This window comes from Burkholderia sp. 9779_493 (assembly GCF_015712215.1).
Taxonomy (GTDB): Bacteria; Pseudomonadota; Gammaproteobacteria; order Burkholderiales; family Burkholderiaceae; genus Burkholderia; species Burkholderia cenocepacia.
The window spans coordinates 40,669-57,718 of record NZ_JACCQA010000002.1 but is presented as its reverse complement, the minus strand read 5'-3'; the positions used below and the strand labels follow the sequence as shown (position 1 = coordinate 57,718).

The 17,050-nt window shown below is 68.0% G+C and carries 16 protein-coding genes; 7 read left to right on the top strand and 9 right to left on the bottom strand.

Annotation, left to right across the window (positions count from 1 at the left end; all coding sequences use genetic code 11):
* Nucleotides 1-105: 105 nt before the first annotated feature.
* From H0X95_RS01830 to alr, 3 genes are all read right to left on the bottom strand, one after another.
* Entirely contained in the window at nt 106-372 is a 267-nt protein-coding gene (locus tag H0X95_RS01830; RefSeq protein ID WP_006488228.1) for a DUF2866 domain-containing protein, read from the bottom strand.
* Nucleotides 373-521: 149 nt separating this feature from the next.
* Nucleotides 522-1,898, bottom strand: coding sequence for a DNA repair protein RadA (radA, locus tag H0X95_RS01825; RefSeq protein WP_006488230.1), 1,377 nt, complete (start codon nt 1,896-1,898; stop codon nt 522-524).
* A gap of 11 nt (nt 1,899-1,909) precedes the next feature.
* Nucleotides 1,910-2,980: an alanine racemase gene (gene alr, locus H0X95_RS01820; RefSeq protein ID WP_006488243.1), complete on the bottom strand. Its 1,071-nt coding sequence runs from the start codon at nt 2,978-2,980 to the stop codon at nt 1,910-1,912.
* A 218-nt stretch (nt 2,981-3,198) separates the two neighbouring features.
* Here alr and lplT point away from each other — a divergent pair, with 218 nt between their 5' ends.
* A complete protein-coding gene (gene lplT / locus H0X95_RS01815; RefSeq protein ID WP_006488251.1) occupies nt 3,199-4,506 on the top strand; it encodes a lysophospholipid transporter LplT in 1,308 nt (435 codons plus the stop codon).
* 58 nt (nt 4,507-4,564) lie between these two features.
* Nucleotides 4,565-5,374, top strand: coding sequence for a bifunctional hydroxymethylpyrimidine kinase/phosphomethylpyrimidine kinase (thiD, locus tag H0X95_RS01810; protein ID WP_048989263.1), 810 nt, complete (start codon nt 4,565-4,567; stop codon nt 5,372-5,374).
* 18 nt (nt 5,375-5,392) lie between these two features.
* Here thiD and H0X95_RS01805 read toward each other — a convergent pair whose 3' ends face one another.
* From H0X95_RS01805 to tsaB, 4 genes are read right to left on the bottom strand one after another with little or no spacing between them, the layout of a single operon-like run.
* A complete protein-coding gene (locus tag H0X95_RS01805) occupies nt 5,393-6,358 on the bottom strand; it encodes a DUF1853 family protein (RefSeq protein ID WP_006498670.1) in 966 nt (321 codons plus the stop codon).
* On the bottom strand, nt 6,355-7,386 hold the full coding sequence (locus H0X95_RS01800) for a uracil-DNA glycosylase (protein WP_034201580.1): 1,032 nt from the start codon (nt 7,384-7,386) through the stop codon (nt 6,355-6,357). The genes H0X95_RS01805 and H0X95_RS01800 overlap by 4 nt, the downstream gene beginning before the upstream one ends.
* Complete coding sequence (rimI, locus tag H0X95_RS01795; RefSeq protein ID WP_006486170.1) at nt 7,373-7,873, bottom strand: ribosomal protein S18-alanine N-acetyltransferase; 501 nt, start codon at nt 7,871-7,873, stop codon at nt 7,373-7,375. Before rimI ends, H0X95_RS01800 begins: the two co-directional genes overlap by 14 nt.
* Nucleotides 7,870-8,637 carry a tRNA (adenosine(37)-N6)-threonylcarbamoyltransferase complex dimerization subunit type 1 TsaB gene (gene tsaB, locus H0X95_RS01790; RefSeq protein ID WP_048989261.1) on the bottom strand — a complete coding sequence of 256 codons (768 nt, stop codon included), beginning with the start codon at nt 8,635-8,637 and terminating at the stop codon, nt 7,870-7,872. Before tsaB ends, rimI begins: the two co-directional genes overlap by 4 nt.
* Nucleotides 8,638-8,784: 147 nt before the next feature.
* Here tsaB and H0X95_RS01785 point away from each other — a divergent pair, with 147 nt between their 5' ends.
* From H0X95_RS01785 to aceA, 3 genes are all read left to right on the top strand, one after another.
* Nucleotides 8,785-9,054: an acyl-CoA-binding protein gene (locus H0X95_RS01785; protein ID WP_006478462.1), complete on the top strand. Its 270-nt coding sequence runs from the start codon at nt 8,785-8,787 to the stop codon at nt 9,052-9,054.
* A gap of 357 nt (nt 9,055-9,411) precedes the next feature.
* On the top strand, nt 9,412-10,956 hold the full coding sequence (locus H0X95_RS01780; protein WP_059720683.1) for a DEAD/DEAH box helicase: 1,545 nt from the start codon (nt 9,412-9,414) through the stop codon (nt 10,954-10,956).
* Between the two features lie 390 nt (nt 10,957-11,346).
* Nucleotides 11,347-12,654 carry an isocitrate lyase gene (aceA, locus tag H0X95_RS01775; RefSeq protein ID WP_006498666.1) on the top strand — a complete coding sequence of 436 codons (1,308 nt, stop codon included), beginning with the start codon at nt 11,347-11,349 and terminating at the stop codon, nt 12,652-12,654.
* A gap of 211 nt (nt 12,655-12,865) precedes the next feature.
* Here the strand turns inward: aceA and H0X95_RS01770 are convergent, their stop codons facing one another.
* Both H0X95_RS01770 and H0X95_RS01765 read right to left on the bottom strand, forming a co-directional pair.
* Nucleotides 12,866-13,300, bottom strand: coding sequence for a universal stress protein (locus tag H0X95_RS01770; RefSeq protein WP_006481942.1), 435 nt, complete (start codon nt 13,298-13,300; stop codon nt 12,866-12,868).
* A 165-nt stretch (nt 13,301-13,465) separates the two neighbouring features.
* Nucleotides 13,466-14,371 (bottom strand): LysR family transcriptional regulator, encoded by a 906-nt coding sequence (locus H0X95_RS01765; protein ID WP_006481938.1) that lies wholly within the window; start codon nt 14,369-14,371, stop codon nt 13,466-13,468.
* 154 nt (nt 14,372-14,525) lie between these two features.
* On the opposite strand from H0X95_RS01765, the gene H0X95_RS01760 reads away from it, so the two are divergent.
* Both H0X95_RS01760 and aceB read left to right on the top strand, forming a co-directional pair.
* A complete protein-coding gene (locus tag H0X95_RS01760; RefSeq protein ID WP_006498665.1) occupies nt 14,526-15,287 on the top strand; it encodes a haloacid dehalogenase type II in 762 nt (253 codons plus the stop codon).
* A gap of 65 nt (nt 15,288-15,352) precedes the next feature.
* Nucleotides 15,353-16,945 (top strand): malate synthase A, encoded by a 1,593-nt coding sequence (gene aceB, locus H0X95_RS01755; protein ID WP_059720686.1) that lies wholly within the window; start codon nt 15,353-15,355, stop codon nt 16,943-16,945.
* The last annotated feature ends 105 nt before the right edge of the window (nt 16,946-17,050 follow it).

Sequence of the window (17,050 nt, the reverse complement as noted above, 5' to 3'; positions counted from 1 at the left end):
GGCCGCGCCGCATCCGGAAACGATGAGGCCGGGCGCGTTGGCCCGGCCTCGTTTTCATTGCGTTTGACGTAGTTGCCCGGCCCGTCGGCCGGCCGCGCGAGCCGCTCAGCGGCGCGGCAGCGTGTCGCGCGGCATCTGCTCGTCGTCGCCCATCAGGTGCCGGCGCCCTTTGATCGGCCGGCGGATCGCCGCGGCGACTTCCGCTTCCGTCACATCCTCGGATACGACCTTGCGCGCCAGGCGCCCTTCTTCGTCGATCCATTCGACGATCCGGCATCCGCCGCCCCACGGCTGGCGAATCGGCTCCGACACGCGGCAGCCGCGCAGGTTGTAAAGGCGTCCGCCAGGCGCTTCCCCGTACGATTTCAACATAGGTTCCCTTCGCATTGCGCGGTTCGACAATCCGGCAAAGGATAGGGAAAAGCGATGTCCGGCGGGTTACAGCAGCCTACATATTCTTTACAGCGAATTACGCGACAGATCGCCGGGCGATGTACGGTCCGCGCGCGGGCCCGCGCCGCTCATTCAAGATCGCGCACGCGGTCGATCGCCTGCTCGAGCCGCTCGACGGCCATCACGTTCAGCCCTTCGATCGGCTGTTTCGGCGCATTCGCCTTCGGAATCAGCGCGGACGTGAAGCCGAGCTTCGCCGCTTCGCGCAGCCGTTCCTGCCCGCGCGGAGACGGCCGGATCTCGCCCGCCAGCCCCACCTCGCCGAACACGATCAGCCCTTTCGGCAGCGCCTTGTTGCGCATCGACGAGTGAATCGCGAGCAGCACCGCGAGGTCGGCGGCCGGCTCGGTGATCTTCACGCCGCCCACCGCATTGAGGAACACATCCTGATCGAAGGCCGCGATGCCCGCGTGGCGGTGCAGCACCGCGAGCAGCATCGCGAGCCGGTTCTGTTCGAGGCCGACCGCGAGCCGGCGCGGGTTCGGCACGTGCGCGGTATCGACCAGCGCCTGGATTTCGACGAGCAGCGGGCGCGTGCCTTCCTGCGTGACGAGCACGCACGACCCGGGTACGACCTGCTCGTGCTGCGACAGGAACAGCGCGGACGGGTTGGCTACGCCGCGCAGCCCGCGCTCGGTCATCGCGAACACGCCGAGCTCGTTGACCGCGCCGAAGCGGTTCTTGAACGCGCGCACGAGCCGGAACGACGAGTGCGTGTCGCCTTCGAAGTACAGCACCGTGTCGACGATGTGCTCGAGCACGCGCGGGCCGGCCAGGTTGCCCTCCTTCGTCACGTGCCCGACCATGATGATCGCGGTGCCCGACTGTTTCGCGATGCGCGTGAGCTGCGCCGCGCATTCGCGCACCTGCGCGACCGAGCCGGGCGCCGACGTGAGCGCGTCCGAATAGACGGTCTGGATCGAGTCGATGACGGCCACGTCCGGCCGCTCCGTATCGATCGCGGCCTGGATCTTCTCGAGCTGGATCTCGGCGAGCAGCTTCAGTTCGGCAGCCGGTGCGCCGCCGTCGAGCAATGCGAGCCGTTGCGCGCGCAATGCGATCTGCGCGGCCGATTCCTCGCCGCTGATATAGAGCGCGCGCCGCTCGCTCGCGATATCCGCGAGCGACTGCAGCAGCAGCGTCGACTTGCCGATGCCCGGATCGCCGCCGATCAGCACGACGCCGCCCGGCACCAGCCCGCCGCCCAGCACGCGGTCGAATTCGCCGATGCCGGTGGAGAAGCGCGGCACGTCGGCGGCCTCGATGTCGGCGAGGCGCTGCACCGGCGCCCGCTTCGCGAGCGACTGGAAGCGATGGGCGGCCGGCGACTCGGCGACCGATTCGACGAGGGTGTTCCAGGCCTGGCACGACGGGCACTGCCCCTGCCACTTCGGGGTCTGTCCGCCGCACTCGCTGCAGACGTAAACGGTTTTCTGTTTGGCCACGCGCGACGCCCTTATTCCGCTCGCACCGGCACGCGGCCGGCGACCGCGCACATCAGCTCGTAGCCGATCGTCCCGCAATGGCGCGCGACATCGTCGATCGGCAGCGCGTTGCCCCACAGTTCGACCCGCGCGCCGACGCCGGCCTGCGGGCACGGCGTCAGGTCGACGGTGATCATGTCCATCGACACGCGACCGACGATCCGCGTACGGATGCCGTCGACGATCACGGGCGTGCCTTCCGGCGCAACGCGCGGATAGCCGTCCGCGTAACCGCACGCGACCACGCCGATCCGCATCGGCGCCTGCGCGGAAAACGTCGAGCCATAGCCGATCGCCTGGCCCTTCGCGATCGTCTGCACCGCGATCAGCTCGGACGCGAGCGTCATCGCCGGCTTCAGCCCGGTATCCGCGATATCGGACGACAGCCCGGACGGCGACGCGCCATACAGGACGATCCCCGGCCGCACCCAGTCGAAGTGCGTATCCGGATGCCACAGCACGGCCGCCGAATTCGCGAGGCTGCGCGCGCCGGCGATGTTTTCCGCGCCGCGCTCGAACGTCGCGAGCTGCTCGGCGACGCCGCGCTCGTTGTCCGCGTCCGAAAAATGGGTCATCAACGTGATCTGGCCGATGCCGGGGCACGCGCGGGCGCGCTCCCACGCGGCGCGGTATTTCTCCGGCACGTAACCGAGCCGGTTCATCCCGCTGTTCATCTTGAGCTGCACGTTGACGGGCTTCGACAGCCGCGCCGTTTCCAGCATCCGCATCTGCTCGTCGTTGTGGACGGTCGTGGTCAGGCTGTAGCGGTCGATCACGTCGATGTCGGTCGAGCGGAAGAAGCCTTCGAGCAGCAGGATCGGGCCGGCCCAGCCGAGCTCGCGCAGCTTCACGGCCTCGTCGAGGTCGAGCAGGCCGAAGCCGTCGGTGCCGCGCAGGCCCGGAAACACGCGGGCGAGACCGTGGCCGTACGCGTTGGCCTTGACGACCGCCCAGACCTTGGACGGGCCGGCAAAGCGGCGGACGACGGAGAGATTGTTCGCGAGAGCGGCGGTGTGGATGGTGGCGGAGATCGGGCGCGGCATGGGAAATTTACGTAAAGACGCTTGCGAATCATCAGCTTACCGCGCCTTTTGAGCACCGAAGCCGACAATTTGCGGAACGATCGGGGAATCTTGCTAGTCCGAATTCGCGTATTTTCATGTTATAAAGCCGTGCGCACAACCCATTTCGAACGGAATAAGCCGATCGCATACCAGGCGGCCTACGCGGCCCTGCCGCAGCGACGAAAGCATCGCATCAGATGAAAAAAGGTTTTTACACCATCATGGCCGCGCAGTTTTTCTCGTCGCTGGCCGACAATGCGCTTCTCATCGCCGCCATCGCCCTGCTGAAAGACCTCCACGCCCCCAACTGGATGACACCGCTGCTGAAGCTGTTCTTCGTGTTGTCGTATGTGGTGTTGGCGGCGTATGTCGGTGCCTTCGCGGATTCGCGCCCGAAGGGCCGCGTGATGTTCATCACCAACTCGATCAAGGTGATCGGCTGCCTGATCATGCTGTTCGGCGCCCACCCGCTGATCGCGTACGGGATCGTCGGGTTCGGCGCGGCGGCCTACTCGCCCGCCAAATACGGAATTCTCACCGAGCTGCTGCCGGCCGACCGGCTGGTCGCCGCGAACGGCTGGATCGAAGGCACGACCGTCAGCTCGATCATCCTCGGCACCGTGCTCGGCGGCGCGCTGATCAGCCCGCACATCGCGTCGCACGTGATCGCGCACACGCCCGCCTGGATCGGCACGCCGGCCGAAGCCGCGATGGCGATCATCATGGCCATCTACGTGGTCGCCGCGCTGTTCAACCTGCGCATTCCCGACACCGGCGCCCGCTACCCGAAGCAGGAACGCGGCCCGGTCAAGCTGCTCACCGATTTCGCCGACTGCTTCATGGTGCTCTGGCGCGACAAGCTCGGCCAGATTTCGCTGGCGGTCACCACGCTGTTCTGGGGCGCGGGTGCGACGCTGCAGTTCATCGTGCTGAAGTGGGCCGAGGTGTCGCTCAACATGTCGCTGTCCGAAGGCGCGATCCTGCAGGCCGTGGTCGCGGTCGGCGTCGCGGCCGGCGCGATCGCCGCGGCCGCCCGGATTCCGCTGAAGAAGTCGCTGACCGTGCTGCCCGTCGGCATCGTCATGGGCATCGCGGTGATGCTGATGGCGTTCTACACGCGCGATCTGTTTCCGTCGCACTGGGCCGTGCACTTCGGCCATCTGCGCCTGCCGTTCTACCTGATCGTCGCCTACATCTTCCTGATCGGCGTCGGCGCGCTGTCCGGCTACTTCGTCGTGCCGATGAACGCGCTGCTGCAGCACCGCGGCCACGTGCTGCTGTCGGCCGGCCACTCGATCGCGGTGCAGAACTTCAACGAGAACCTGTCGGTGCTCGTGATGCTGTGCCTGTATGCGGTGCTCGTGTGGCTCGACGTACCGGTCGGCGTCGTGATCGTGCTGTTCGGCACGTTCGTGTGCCTGACGATGTGGCTCGTGATGCGCCGCCACCAGGCGAACCAGCGCCAGTTCGACTCGGTCGCGCTGATCGGCGAATCGCGGCACTGACGCTACACTCTCCGTTTCCGTCCGCCGGCGCCGGGCCTCGAACCGGCGCGTTGCCCTCATGACGCACCCGATACCCAACATCCTGACGATCGCCGGCTCCGATTCGGGCGGCGGCGCAGGCATTCAGGCCGACCTGAAGACGTTCTCCGCGCTCGGCGCGTACGGCGCGAGCGTGATCACCGCGCTGACCGCGCAGAACACGCGCGGCGTGACGGGCGTGCATGCGCCGGACGCCGCGTTCGTGACCGCGCAGCTCGACGCGGTGTTCGGCGACATCCGCATCGATGCGGTCAAGATCGGGATGCTCGCGAACGCAACGATCGTGCAGGCGGTGGCCGACGCGCTGCGCCGTTACGCGCCGCGCTTCGTCGTGCTCGACACGGTGATGATCTCGAAGAGCGCCCACGCGCTGCTCGCACCCGATGCCGTCGACGCGCTGCGCGACACGCTGCTGCCGCTCGCGACGGTCGTCACGCCGAACCTGCCCGAAGCGGCCGCGCTGCTGAACGACGCACCCGCCACCACCGAAGACGAGATGGTGCGGCAAGGCCGCGCGTTGCTGCAGACGGGCGCCCGCGCGGTGCTGATGAAGGGCGGCCACCTGCCCGACGCGTCCGCCAGCCCCGACTGGCTCGTCGAAGCGACGCGCACCGTGCGGCTCGACGGCGCGCGCGTGCCGGTCAGCAATACGCACGGCACCGGCTGCACGCTGTCGTCGGCGATCGCCGCGCTGCTGCCGCAGCAGCCCGACCTCGAAAGCGCGGTACGCGAAGCAAAGACCTACCTGACCGGTGCGATCGCCGCGAGCGGCCACCTCGACGTCGGCCACGGCGTCGGCCCGGTCCATCACTTTCATCGCTGGTGGTGAGCGCCCGCTGACGCGGGGTCAGTGATCCTGCGCCGCGAACGCCTGCGCGCGCACCGGCCAGTCGTCGGGCACGACGAAACCGCGCGCCGTCTCGCGCCACGTGCCGTCACTACCCTTCTCATGGACCGCGATCAGATCAGGCGCTTGGCGCGTCGCCAGCACGGGCGGCAACGCCAGCGCGCGCGCCAGCGGCTCGGGCGCGAAACCCGCGTCGGCGGCAGCCCGCCGCGGCGCCAGCCACGCCAGTCTCGGCAACACGCTCCATGCCGCGCCGTCCCGCTGCGCGGCCGCCCACGCCGGCCACTGCGCGTGCGTCAGCCAGAAACCGCGCGGGTGATCCGGCGCGATTTCGGCGGACACCGGCGGCACCGGCGCACCGTGCGGATGGAACAGCCAGCCCTTGATGAACATCTGCGCATCGGACGGCGCGCCGTAGCCGAGCCGGGCAAAGCCGTCGTGTTCGCCGAGCCGCAACTGATGGTCGAGCAGCCGGCTGCGCTTGCGATCGAACCGGTCGACGAGATTGGGGCCGACGAAATCGGCGAGCGACGCGCCGTCGCGGACCGGCGCGCACAGATAACACTTCACCGCGAGTTCCCAGTGCAGGCGCCGGCCGTCCGGCGCATCGACGAGAAAATCGACTTCGCCGAGCGTGCGGCCGTTGCTGCGCAGTGGCAGATTGGCCGCGACGAGCCGCAGCGACGGCCCGTGCGTCAGGAAGTACTCGAGCAGGCATTCGGCGTAGCGGCCCAGCCGGGTGGGCCGAAATCCGTCGAGCGCGCGATGCAGCGGCCCCGGCTGCGCATCGAGCGCGGCGAGCCACGCCTCGACGGCCGCTTGGCCCGCCGCATCCGGCCATGGGCACGCGAGCGGCGCGCCCGGTACCGCGGTGAGCAGGCTCGGGCTGGCCAGCAGCCAGCCCAGATCGCGCACCGCGACGTCATGCAGCGTGTCGACGAATGCGAACGCCGCGTCGCTCGTCATTGCCCGGCCGGGCCGTTCGCGTCGGCGCCTTCCGCACGCCGGAACGTATTGCGCGCGAGGCACAGGTCGGCCCACGCCTTCGACTTGTCCTGCAGGCTGCGCAACAGATAGGCCGGGTGGTAGGTAACGATCACCGGCACGCCTTCGTACGCATGCACGCGGCCGCGCAGCGACGCGATGCTCGCGTCTGTCTTCAGCAGCGTCTGCGCCGCGAAACGGCCGAGCGCGACGATCAGCTTCGGCTTCACGAGCGCGACCTGGCGCTGCAGATACGGCTCGCAGCTCGCGACTTCGTCCGGCTCCGGGTTGCGGTTGCCGGGCGGCCGGCACTTGATCACGTTCGCGATGTAAACGTTGTCGCCGCGCTTGAGCGACAGCGACTGCAGCATGTTGTCGAGCAGCTTGCCGGCCTGGCCGACGAACGGCTCGCCCTGCTTGTCCTCGTTCTCGCCCGGCGCTTCGCCGATCAGCATCCAGTCCGCTTCGCGATCGCCGACGCCGAACACGGTGTTGGTCCGCTTCTCGCACAGACGGCACAGCGTGCAGTCGGCCACGCGGGCGGCCAGCGCATCCCAGTCGAGCGCGGCGACCGGTGCGCCGGCGGGGCGCGATTCGGCGGCCGGCACGGGCACGGATTCGCCCGGCGGCGCCGCGTCGAACCACGCGAAATCGTCGTCTGCCGCCGGCGGCGCATCGCCCGTCGGCGGCATCGTATCGGTCGATGCGGGCGATGCAGCCTGCGCGCGCGGACGATCGCCGTCGACGACACCGTGCGCCGGCGCCCGCGACTCGCGCGCCGGCAAGCCCTCGGCAGCGCCACGCGGGACCGCCGTCGGCGCATCGCCCTGCACCGGCGCATGCGCTGCACGCACCGGCCGCTCGACCGCGACGGCCGAACCGTCGTCGGCCGCCGCGGTTGGTGCGACGGCAGGCGCTTCGGCTGCCGCGCCTTCATCCGCGCGCTGCCCGCGCCGCACCCAGATCTGCGCGAGGCCCAGTTCCTCGAGCGCCGCTTCAGCCCATGCCATGCGCGTCCCCCTCGTCCTTGTTCAGCGTCAGACGCATCACGATCGCGTCCTCCCGGCTGCGATGCTTCGCCGGATAGTAGTTCTTGCGCCGGCCGATCGTCACGAAGCCGAAGCGCTCGTACAGATGAATCGCGCGCGGATTGGACGGCCGCACTTCGAGCAGCACGCCATCGAGCCCCTCCGCGCGCGAAATGCGCACGGCCTCGCGCAGCAGCGCGAGGCCCGCGCCCGCATGCTGCGCGGCCGGTGCGACGCACAGGTTCAGCAGATGCATCTCGTCGATCACGGGCATCAGCACGCAATAGCCGACGAGCGACCCCGTCACGTGCCGCAGGCATACGCCCAGATAGCCGTTGCGCAACGAATCCTCGAAGTTGCCGCGGCTCCACGGGAACTCGTACGCGACGTGCTCGATCGCGACGACCTCGTCGAGATCGGCGTCCGTCATCGGCGCCAGATAGCGGTCGCTCAGCAGGACGCCCGTCATCCCTTCGCTCCGCCCGTCTGCGCGGCCCGTGCCGCGATGCGCTCGGCAGTCGTCTGCGCGACCTTGTCGCGCACGTACTCGGGCGCGGCCTGGTCGGCCGGCACCGCACGTCCGGCACGGAACGCACGCAGCGCCGCATGCGCGACCGCCAGTGCGTGCGGCATCGCGTCGCCGTCGATCGCGGCCGCCCGTGCGGCGGCCGGCAACTGCGCGCCGAACGCGGCAGCCGCATTGCCGGCGAGCGTGAACGGCACGTCGGGTACGCCGACGGCGCCCGGTGCGTCGAGCGACGCCGGCTGCAGCGTGCGCCAGTCGCCGATGCCGTCGTCCCACGCGAAATCCGCCCAGTACGCTTCATCCATCCGCGCGTCGAGCGCGGCGAGCACGCGGGTCGTGCCGGGTGCGCGCAGGCGCGCATGCTCGGCGCACGCGAGCAGCGTGCCGATCGGCACGACCGGCAGCCCGGCCCCGAACGCGAGGCCCTGGGTAATGCCCGTCGCGGTCCGCAGGCCGGTGAACGAGCCGGGGCCCGCGCCGAACGCGATCGCGTCGCAATCGGCGAGCGTCAGCCCGGATTCGGCGAAGAGTTCCTGGATCGCCGGCAGCACGCGCGTGCTCGACACGGCGCCCGTCGGCTCGTGACGGACCCAGGTTTGCGGGGTGGAAACGGCGTCATCGGCGTGGGCCGAGCGCAGCAGCGCGACCGAGCAGTATTCGGTCGACGTATCGATGGCGAGGAGCACTGTTTGCGTCATGGCCGACATTGTAATGCGCCGCCCCGCTCCCACGGGCGATCGGGCCCGATCTGTGCGCACGGGCGGCGCCGGCGGCGGTTTGGAAGGATCGCTCGACCCCGCGCGACGGTCCGCTTGTTAAGATCGGCCGATCTGAAACCCTTACGGAGACACCCGATGAGCGAACTCACCGCCCAATTCGACCAGGCCCAGATCGACGTCAAGCAACTGACGGAACGGCCGGGCAACCTGACCTTGCTGCGCCTGTACGCGCTCTTCAAGCAGGCGACCGACGGCGACGCGCACGGCGACAAGCCGGGTTTCACCGACATCGTCGGCAAATACAAGTACGATGCCTGGGAAGCGCTGAAGGGCACATCGCAGGATGCGGCGAAGCAGCAGTACATCGAACTCGTCGAATCGCTGAAAAACGGCACGGCGTCCTGACGGAATCGACGCCGCCGCAATCGGCAATCAAATCAGTGGCGCAGCGCAGCAAATTTCTTTATAATGCGGCCTGCGTCACCTCCCGCGCTCGGCTCGCAAGCCGTTCCGGCCCGACGCCTCGTAGCGTTAAGCTCCAATCCGGTTTAGAACCTGTCCCCTCCTGCTTCGACCCTTGCGGTCGTCAACTAGGCTGGCGGCCCCGCTCCTGAAGCGCGCCGCACCCAAAACAGCTTCTAATGCCTCATCCGCCGACGGTTCGGCGGATTGCACCCGTTTCCCGATTTGCTCGCTGAATCCGACGACTTGGGTATGCGCGATTGGCGCCGACGTTTCACCCACTGTGTTTCAAGGATTGTTATGACTTCGAGCATCAACTCCAGCCCGCTCAACGCGATCGCCGACCAGGCGCTCGGTCTCGACGACGCCGCCGCACCGGCCGCGGTCGAACCGGCGTCGGACGAGCCGAGCTTCGCGTCGCTCGGGTTGTCGCCGGAGATCGTCTCCGCGCTGCAGGCCGCCGGCTACGTGAAGCCGACGCCGGTCCAGCAGCGCGCGATTCCGGCCGGCATCGCCGGCCGCGACCTGCTGGTGTCGAGCCCGACCGGTTCGGGCAAGACCGCCGCATTCATGCTGCCCGCGATCGAACGTTTCGCGCAGCTCCAGAAGACGCAGGCGCAGCAACCGCGCGCGCCGCGTGAACCGAACCAGGGCGACCGCCGCGTGCGCCGCCCGCAACCCGTCGCGCGCCCGGGCCTGCTCGTGCTGACGCCGACCCGCGAACTCGCGATGCAGGTCACGACGGCCGCCTCGACGTACGGCAAGCACCTGAAGCGCCTGCGCACGGTCAGCATCCTCGGCGGCGTCGCGTACGGCCAGCAGCTGATGCTGCTCGCGAAGAACCCGGAAATCCTGGTTGCCACGCCGGGCCGCCTGCTCGATCACCTCGAGCGCGGCCGCATCGACCTGTCCGAACTGAAGATGCTCGTGCTCGACGAAGCCGACCGCATGCTCGACATGGGCTTCATCGAAGACATCGAAACGATCGTCGACGCCACGCCGGACACGCGCCAGACGATGCTGTTCTCGGCCACGCTCGACGGCAAGATCGGTTCGCTGACGAGCCGCCTGCTGAAGGACCCCGAGCGCATCGAGATCCAGCAGCGCCTGGAATCGCGCGCGAACATCGCGCAGACCGTCCATTACGTCGACGACCGCGATCACAAGGATCGCCTGCTCGATCACCTGCTGCGCGACGACGCGCTCGACCAGGCGATCATCTTCACGGCGACCAAGATCGATGCCGACCAGCTCGCCGGCCGTCTTGCCGACGCAGGTTTCGAATCGGCCGCGCTGCACGGCGACCTGCCGCAGGGCGCGCGTAACCGCACGATCCGTGCGCTGCGCGAGCGCCGCGTGCGCGTGCTGGTGGCCACCGACGTCGCGGCACGCGGCATCGACATCCCGGGCATCACGCACGTGTTCAACTACGACCTGCCGAAGTTCGCGGAAGACTACGTGCACCGTATTGGCCGTACCGGCCGCGCGGGCCGTTCGGGTATCGCGGTGAGCCTCGTGCACCACGCCGAGCAAGGCGCGCTCAAGCGCATCGAGCGCTTCGTGCGCTCGCCGCTGCCGGTCAACGTGATCGAAGGTTTCGAGCCGCGCAAGGCGCCCCCGCGTAACGGCGGCAACGGCGGCCGCGGCCGTCCGGGCGGCGGTAACGGCGGTCGTCGTTTCGGCGGCAAGCCGGGCGGCGGTTATGGCGGCAACGGCAACGGCCGCAGCTACGGCGGCGGCAATGGCGGCGGCTGGAGCGGCAAGCCGGGCGGCAGCCGTGACGGCGGCCCGCGTCGCGACGGTCAACGCAGCGGCGGCCCGCGCCGCAGCAATTCGGCATCGTAAGCACACCCGGGCGGCCCCGCGGCCGCCCCGCGGATCGGCGCCCTGCCCATCCAGCCAACCGGCGCATCCGCGCCGGTTTTTTTTCGCCTTGTCGAAATTTCACGATGCGGGAAATTTTTTTGTGTCGTAAAAAATCATGCTGCACGGCACAACCCGTGTGATTGCGGGATAGGAAAATGCATTTCTTATCTCGAAATGATGCAAGCAACCCATTGATTCAAAACAACTAAAAAAATCGACACTTCCCGCGATAGCCCCTGTTTCGCTCCCGACGATTTGCCTAGACTCTTATACAAGACCTCGCGGAACGGAACGCCTCGCTTCCCTCGCGAACAGCATCACCCCGTCGGATTCGGACCGTCACGCATACCTCGCATCAAGGAGCTCATCATGTCGCGTCAGCAACAGGCACAGGAACTGCAGCAGCAATGGGAAACCGATCCGCGCTGGAAGGGCATCAAGCGCGGCTACTTGGCTGAGGACGTGGTCCGCCTGCGCGGCTCGATCCCGATCGAGCACACGCTGGCCAAGCGCGGCGCGGAAAAACTGTGGAACCTCATCAACAACGAGCCGTTCGTCAACGCACTCGGCGCGCTGACCGGCAACCAGGCGATGCAGCAGGTCAAGGCCGGCCTGAAGGCCATCTACCTGTCCGGCTGGCAAGTCGCCGGCGACGCGAACGTCGCGGGCGAAATGTACCCGGACCAGTCGCTGTACCCGGCGAACTCGGTGCCGCTCGTCGTCAAGCGCATCAACAACACGCTCACGCGCGCCGACCAGATCCAGTGGTCGGAAGGCAAGAATCCGGGCGACGAAGGCTACGTCGATTTCTTCGCGCCGATCGTCGCCGATGCGGAAGCCGGTTTCGGCGGCGTGCTCAACGCGTTCGAACTGATGAAGGCGATGATCGAGGCCGGTGCGTCGGGCGTTCACTTCGAGGACCAGCTCGCGTCGGTGAAGAAGTGCGGCCACATGGGCGGCAAGGTGCTCGTGCCGACGCGCGAAGCCGTCGCGAAGCTGTCGGCCGCGCGTCTCGCGGCTGACGTGATGGGTACGCCGACCGTGCTGGTGGCCCGCACCGACGCGGAAGCCGCCGACCTGATCACATCCGACGTCGACGACAACGACAAGCCGTTCCTGACCGGCGAGCGCACGGTCGAAGGCTTCTTCCGCACGAAGCCGGGCCTCGAACAGGCGATCTCGCGCGGCCTCGCGTACGCACCGTACGCCGACCTGATCTGGTGCGAAACCGGCAAGCCGGATCTCGAGTACGCGAAGAAGTTCGCGGAAGCGATCCACAAGCAGTTCCCGGGCAAGCTGCTGTCGTACAACTGCTCGCCGTCGTTCAACTGGAAGAAGAACCTCGACGACGCGACGATCGCGAAGTTCCAGAAGGAGCTCGGCGCGATGGGCTACAAGTTCCAGTTCATCACGCTGGCCGGCTTCCATGCGCTGAACTACTCGATGTTCAACCTCGCGCACGGCTATGCCCGCACGCAGATGAGCGCATTCGTCGAACTGCAGCAGGCCGAGTTCGCGGCCGCCGACAAGGGCTTCACGGCCGTCAAGCACCAGCGCGAGGTCGGCACGGGCTACTTCGACGCGGTCACGCAGACGGTCGAGCGCGAAGCGTCGACGACCGCGCTGCACGGGTCGACCGAGGACGAACAGTTCTTCGACGGCAAGAAGGTCGCGTAACACGCCCAGGCGTGACGCCGATGCCTGCCGCGTCTCGCGCCGCCGCGGCATCGGCCACCGGAACAACAATCAGGGAGGAGACGGCAGGCGCGCGACACCGATCGCGCGACCGGCCGCGCGGCCTGCGGGCCGCCAGCAACGATGCGCGCCGGCTTCGTCCGGCGCGCCCTTTTTCTACGGTGCAGCCCGCCTGGCCACGGCCGGCGCTGCCCTACCGATAGACGATCACCGGAATTTTCGTATGGGTCAGCACGCGCTGCGTCTCGCTGCCGATCAACAGGCTGCCGAGCCCGCGGCGTCCGTGGGACGCCATGAAGATCACGTCGCACCCCCCGCGTTCGGCCGCCTCGATGATGCCGAGATACGGCGACGGGTGCACGCTCGTCCACGTGTCGCACTCGACCCCGGCCGCCTGCGCGGCCGCTTCCACCTCGTCGAGATGCGCACGCGCCTCGCGCTCGCTGCGCGCGCGGAAATCGGCGGGCGGCTCGATGATCACTTCGGAAAACGGCGAGTACGGATATTGCGGCAGGCACGCGTAGGCCGTCACGCGCGCGCTGACCGCACGAGCCAGGTCGATCGCACCGTCGATCGCCTTCTGCGACAGTTCGGAACCGTCGGTTGGAACGAGGATGTGCCGGAACATCGCGCCCTCCTTCGTCAATCGCACGCCGCGCGCCGCGGCTCCAGCCGAGCCGGCCGCGACACGACGCGCATGCCTCTTACGATTGTAGTGTGCGAAATCGCGCCAGCCGCACCGCCAGCGGGTTCGCCCTCATATCGGAAACACGCGGGCGCGCGTCGCCCCCGCCTATTCGCCCCAATAACCGGGCCGCTCGTACGTGTGCTTCAGGTAATCGAGAAACAGGCGCACCCGCAGCGGCAGATGCCGGCGCTGCGGAAACACCGCGTGGATGCCGATCGGCGGCGCGGCGAACGCGTCGAGCACGCTGACGAGCCGCCCGGCCGCGATGTCCTCGCCGACTTCCCACCACGAGCGCCACGCGAGGCCATGGCCTGCGAGGCACCACTCGTGCAGCACCGCGCCGTCCGAGCATTCCATCGTGCCGTTCACGCGGATCGACACGACCTTGTCGTCCTCCTGGAACGCCCAGCCGCGCTGCTGGTTCGCGTTCGCCGCCAGGGCCAGGCAGTTGTGCCGCGCCAGTTCCGCGAGCGTGACCGGCGTGCCACGCCGCGCGAGATATGCGGGAGACGCGACGCACACGCGGCGATTCTCGCCGAGCTTCAGCGACACCAGCGACGAGTCGGGCAGCTCGCCGAGCCGCACCGCGCAATCGAACCCTTCGTTGACGAGATCGACCATCCGGTCGGACAGGTCGAGCGTGACCGACACGTCGGGGTGCCCGACGCTGAATTCGGGCACGAGCGGCGCGACGTGCCGGCGGCCGAAGCCGGCCGGCGCGGAAATCCGCAGGTGGCCGCTCGCCTTGACGCCGCCGGCGGACACGCTCGCTTCCGCGTTCTGCATGTCGTTGATGATGCGCTGGCAATCCTCGAGGAATGCCGAGCCCTCGAACGTCAGCGTGAGCTTGCGCGTCGTGCGCACCAGCAGCTTGACGCCGAGCCGCTCCTCGAGCGCGTCGAGGCGGCGCCCGATGATCGCCGGCGCGACGCCTTCCGCATGCGCCGCCGCCGACAGGCTGCCTTTCGCCGCGACCGCGGCGAACGTTTCGATCTGTTTGAACCGGTCCATGACTCTCGGCGACGGCATCGCCGCCCTTCAAATAGCGTGAGCCGCTCAAGATTAGGTATATGAAAGTAAAAGATCAAGTGATGATTAGCGTCTTTTTTAGCACCTTCGATCACGAATAGAATCGACCCGACCTCTGAAACTGGAGCGCAAGGCTATGTCGGCCACAACGACACTCTCCTCTCCCGACGCCATTCTCTTCGACGCTTTCGGCACGTTGTTCGACGTGCGTGCCGTGCTGGCCGCGGCAGAGCAGATGTTTCCCGGTCACGGGGAACGGTTGTCGCAGCTGTGGCGACGCAAGCAGATCGAATACTCGCAGTTGCGCACGCTCGCCGATCCGGCCGGCGCCCGCTACCGCCCGTTCCGGGACATCACGCTCGATGCGCTGCGGTTCGCCGCGCGCCGGCTCGGGCTCGCGCTGAATAGCGCGGCCGAGAAGCGCTTGATGGACGAATACGCGTGCCTGTCGACCTATCCCGACACGGTGCCCGCGTTGCGCAAGCTGCGCGCGCTCGAACCGCGCCCGCCGCTCGCGATCCTGTCCAACGGCACCCCGCAGATGCTCGACATCGCGATCAAGAGCGCCGGCATGTCCGGGCTGTTCGATCGCGTGCTGTCGGCCGACACCGTGCGCGCGTACAAGCCGAGCCCGGCCGCCTACGCGCTCGGCACCGCCGCGTTCGGGGCGAACCGGCGCGGCATCGTGTTCGTGTCGTCGAACGCGTGGGACGTCGCTGGCGCCACCTGGTTCGGCTACACGACGTTCTGGCTCAACCGCACGGGCGCGCCCGCCGAGGAACTCGGCGCGCCGCCCGACGGCACGGGCACCGGCATGGCCGACCTGCTCGCCTTCCTCGCCACCCCGGCTCCGTCCGGCAAACCTGCGAACCGCACGCGCCCCGGCCCGGGTGCATGACGCTCGTAGCTGCCGCCTTCCCCCTTCACCGAAACCGCAACTGACCGACCAAGGAGATGAGACTCATGAGCACCCCGATCACGCTGCCGCAAGGCATGACGATCACCGGCGAAATCAAGCCGGGTTACGAAGCCATCCTGACGCCCGACGCGCTGGCACTCGTCGCGGCGCTGCACCGCACGTTCGAGCCGCGCCGCCAGGCGCTGCTGCAGGCGCGCGTCGAGCGGACGAAACGCCTCGACACAGGCGAGCGCCCCGACTTCCTGGCCGAGACGAAGGCGATTCGCGAAGGCGACTGGAAGGTCGCGCCGCTGCCGGCGGACCTGCAATGCCGCCGGGTCGAGATCACGGGCCCCGTCGAGCGCAAGATGATCATCAACGCGCTGAACTCGGGCGCCGATTCGTACATGACGGACTTCGAGGATTCGAACGCGCCGAGCTGGACGAACCAGATCGACGGCCAGATCAACCTGAAGGACGCGGTCCGCCGCACGATCTCGCTCGAACAGAACGGCAAGTCGTACAAGCTGAACGACAAGGTCGCGACGCTGATCGTGCGTCCGCGCGGCTGGCACCTCGACGAAAAGCACGTGACGGTCGACGGCCAGCGCGTGTCCGGCGGCATCTTCGATTTCGCGCTGTTCCTGTTCCACAACGCGAAGGAACTGCTCGCGCGCGGGTCGGGCCCGTACTTCTACCTGCCGAAGATGGAAAGCCATCTCGAGGCGCGCCTGTGGAACGACATCTTCGTCGCCGCGCAGGAAGCGGTCGGCGTGCCGCGCGGCACGATCCGCGCGACGGTGCTGATCGAGACGATCCTCGCCGCGTTCGAGATGGACGAGATCCTGTACGAACTGCGCGAACACAGCTCGGGCCTGAACGCCGGCCGCTGGGACTACATCTTCTCGGCGATCAAGAAGTTCAAGAACGACCGCGACTTCTGCCTGGCCGACCGCTCGAAGATCACGATGACGGTGCCGTTCATGCGGGCGTACGCGCTGCTGCTGCTGAAGACCTGCCACAAGCGCAACGCGCCGGCGATCGGCGGGATGAGCGCGCTGATCCCGATCAAGAACGATCCGGAAGCGAACGACAAGGCGATGGGCGGCGTGCGCTCGGACAAGCAGCGCGACGCGACCGACGGCTACGACGGCGGCTGGGTCGCGCACCCGGGCCTCGTGCCGATCGCGATGGAAGAGTTCGTCAAGGTGCTCGGCGACAAGCCGAACCAGATCGCGAAGCAGCGCGACGACGTGCAGGTCGAAGGCAAGAACCTGCTCGACTTCCAGCCGGAAGCGCCGATCACCGAAGCCGGCCTGCGCAACAACATCAACGTCGGGATTCACTACCTCGGCGCGTGGCTCGACGGCAACGGCTGCGTGCCGATCCACAACCTGATGGAAGATGCGGCGACGGCCGAGATTTCCCGCTCGCAGGTGTGGCAGTGGATCCGCTCGCCGAAGGGCGTGCTCGACGACGGCCGCAAGGTCACGGCCGAACTCGTGCGCGAATTCGCGAAGATCGAGCTCGACAACGTGAAGCGCGCGGTCGGCGGCAACACGCAGCCGTACGAACGCGCCGCGGCGATCTTCGAGCAGATGTCGACGTCGGAAGGCTTCACCGAATTCCTGACGCTGCCGCTGTACGAGGAAATCTGACGCGCCTGTCCGATGCGCTCGACGGCCGGCCCACGCTGTGCCGCCGCTCGCATGCGGTGACGGCATGAAAAAAGCGCCCCGCGGGGCGCTTTTTTTCTTGTGTGG

Bases quoted from the DNA above. Each gene is read 5' to 3' on its own strand.
- H0X95_RS01830 (WP_006488228.1), bottom strand. From the start codon at position 372: ATGTTGAAATCGTACGGGGAAGCGCCTGGCGGACGCCTTTACAACCTG.
- alr (WP_006488243.1), bottom strand. From the start codon at position 2,980: ATGCCGCGCCCGATCTCCGCCACCATCCACACCGCCGCTCTCGCGAAC.
- lplT (WP_006488251.1), top strand. From the start codon at position 3,199: ATGAAAAAAGGTTTTTACACCATCATGGCCGCGCAGTTTTTCTCGTCG.
- thiD (WP_048989263.1), top strand. From the start codon at position 4,565: ATGACGCACCCGATACCCAACATCCTGACGATCGCCGGCTCCGATTCG.
- H0X95_RS01805 (WP_006498670.1), bottom strand. From the start codon at position 6,358: ATGACGAGCGACGCGGCGTTCGCATTCGTCGACACGCTGCATGACGTC.
- H0X95_RS01800 (WP_034201580.1), bottom strand. From the start codon at position 7,386: ATGGCATGGGCTGAAGCGGCGCTCGAGGAACTGGGCCTCGCGCAGATC.
- rimI (WP_006486170.1), bottom strand. From the start codon at position 7,873: ATGACGGGCGTCCTGCTGAGCGACCGCTATCTGGCGCCGATGACGGAC.
- tsaB (WP_048989261.1), bottom strand. From the start codon at position 8,637: ATGTCGGCCATGACGCAAACAGTGCTCCTCGCCATCGATACGTCGACC.
- H0X95_RS01785 (WP_006478462.1), top strand. From the start codon at position 8,785: ATGAGCGAACTCACCGCCCAATTCGACCAGGCCCAGATCGACGTCAAG.
- H0X95_RS01780 (WP_059720683.1), top strand. From the start codon at position 9,412: ATGACTTCGAGCATCAACTCCAGCCCGCTCAACGCGATCGCCGACCAG.
- aceA (WP_006498666.1), top strand. From the start codon at position 11,347: ATGTCGCGTCAGCAACAGGCACAGGAACTGCAGCAGCAATGGGAAACC.
- H0X95_RS01770 (WP_006481942.1), bottom strand. From the start codon at position 13,300: ATGTTCCGGCACATCCTCGTTCCAACCGACGGTTCCGAACTGTCGCAG.
- H0X95_RS01765 (WP_006481938.1), bottom strand. From the start codon at position 14,371: ATGGACCGGTTCAAACAGATCGAAACGTTCGCCGCGGTCGCGGCGAAA.
- H0X95_RS01760 (WP_006498665.1), top strand. From the start codon at position 14,526: ATGTCGGCCACAACGACACTCTCCTCTCCCGACGCCATTCTCTTCGAC.
- aceB (WP_059720686.1), top strand. From the start codon at position 15,353: ATGAGCACCCCGATCACGCTGCCGCAAGGCATGACGATCACCGGCGAA.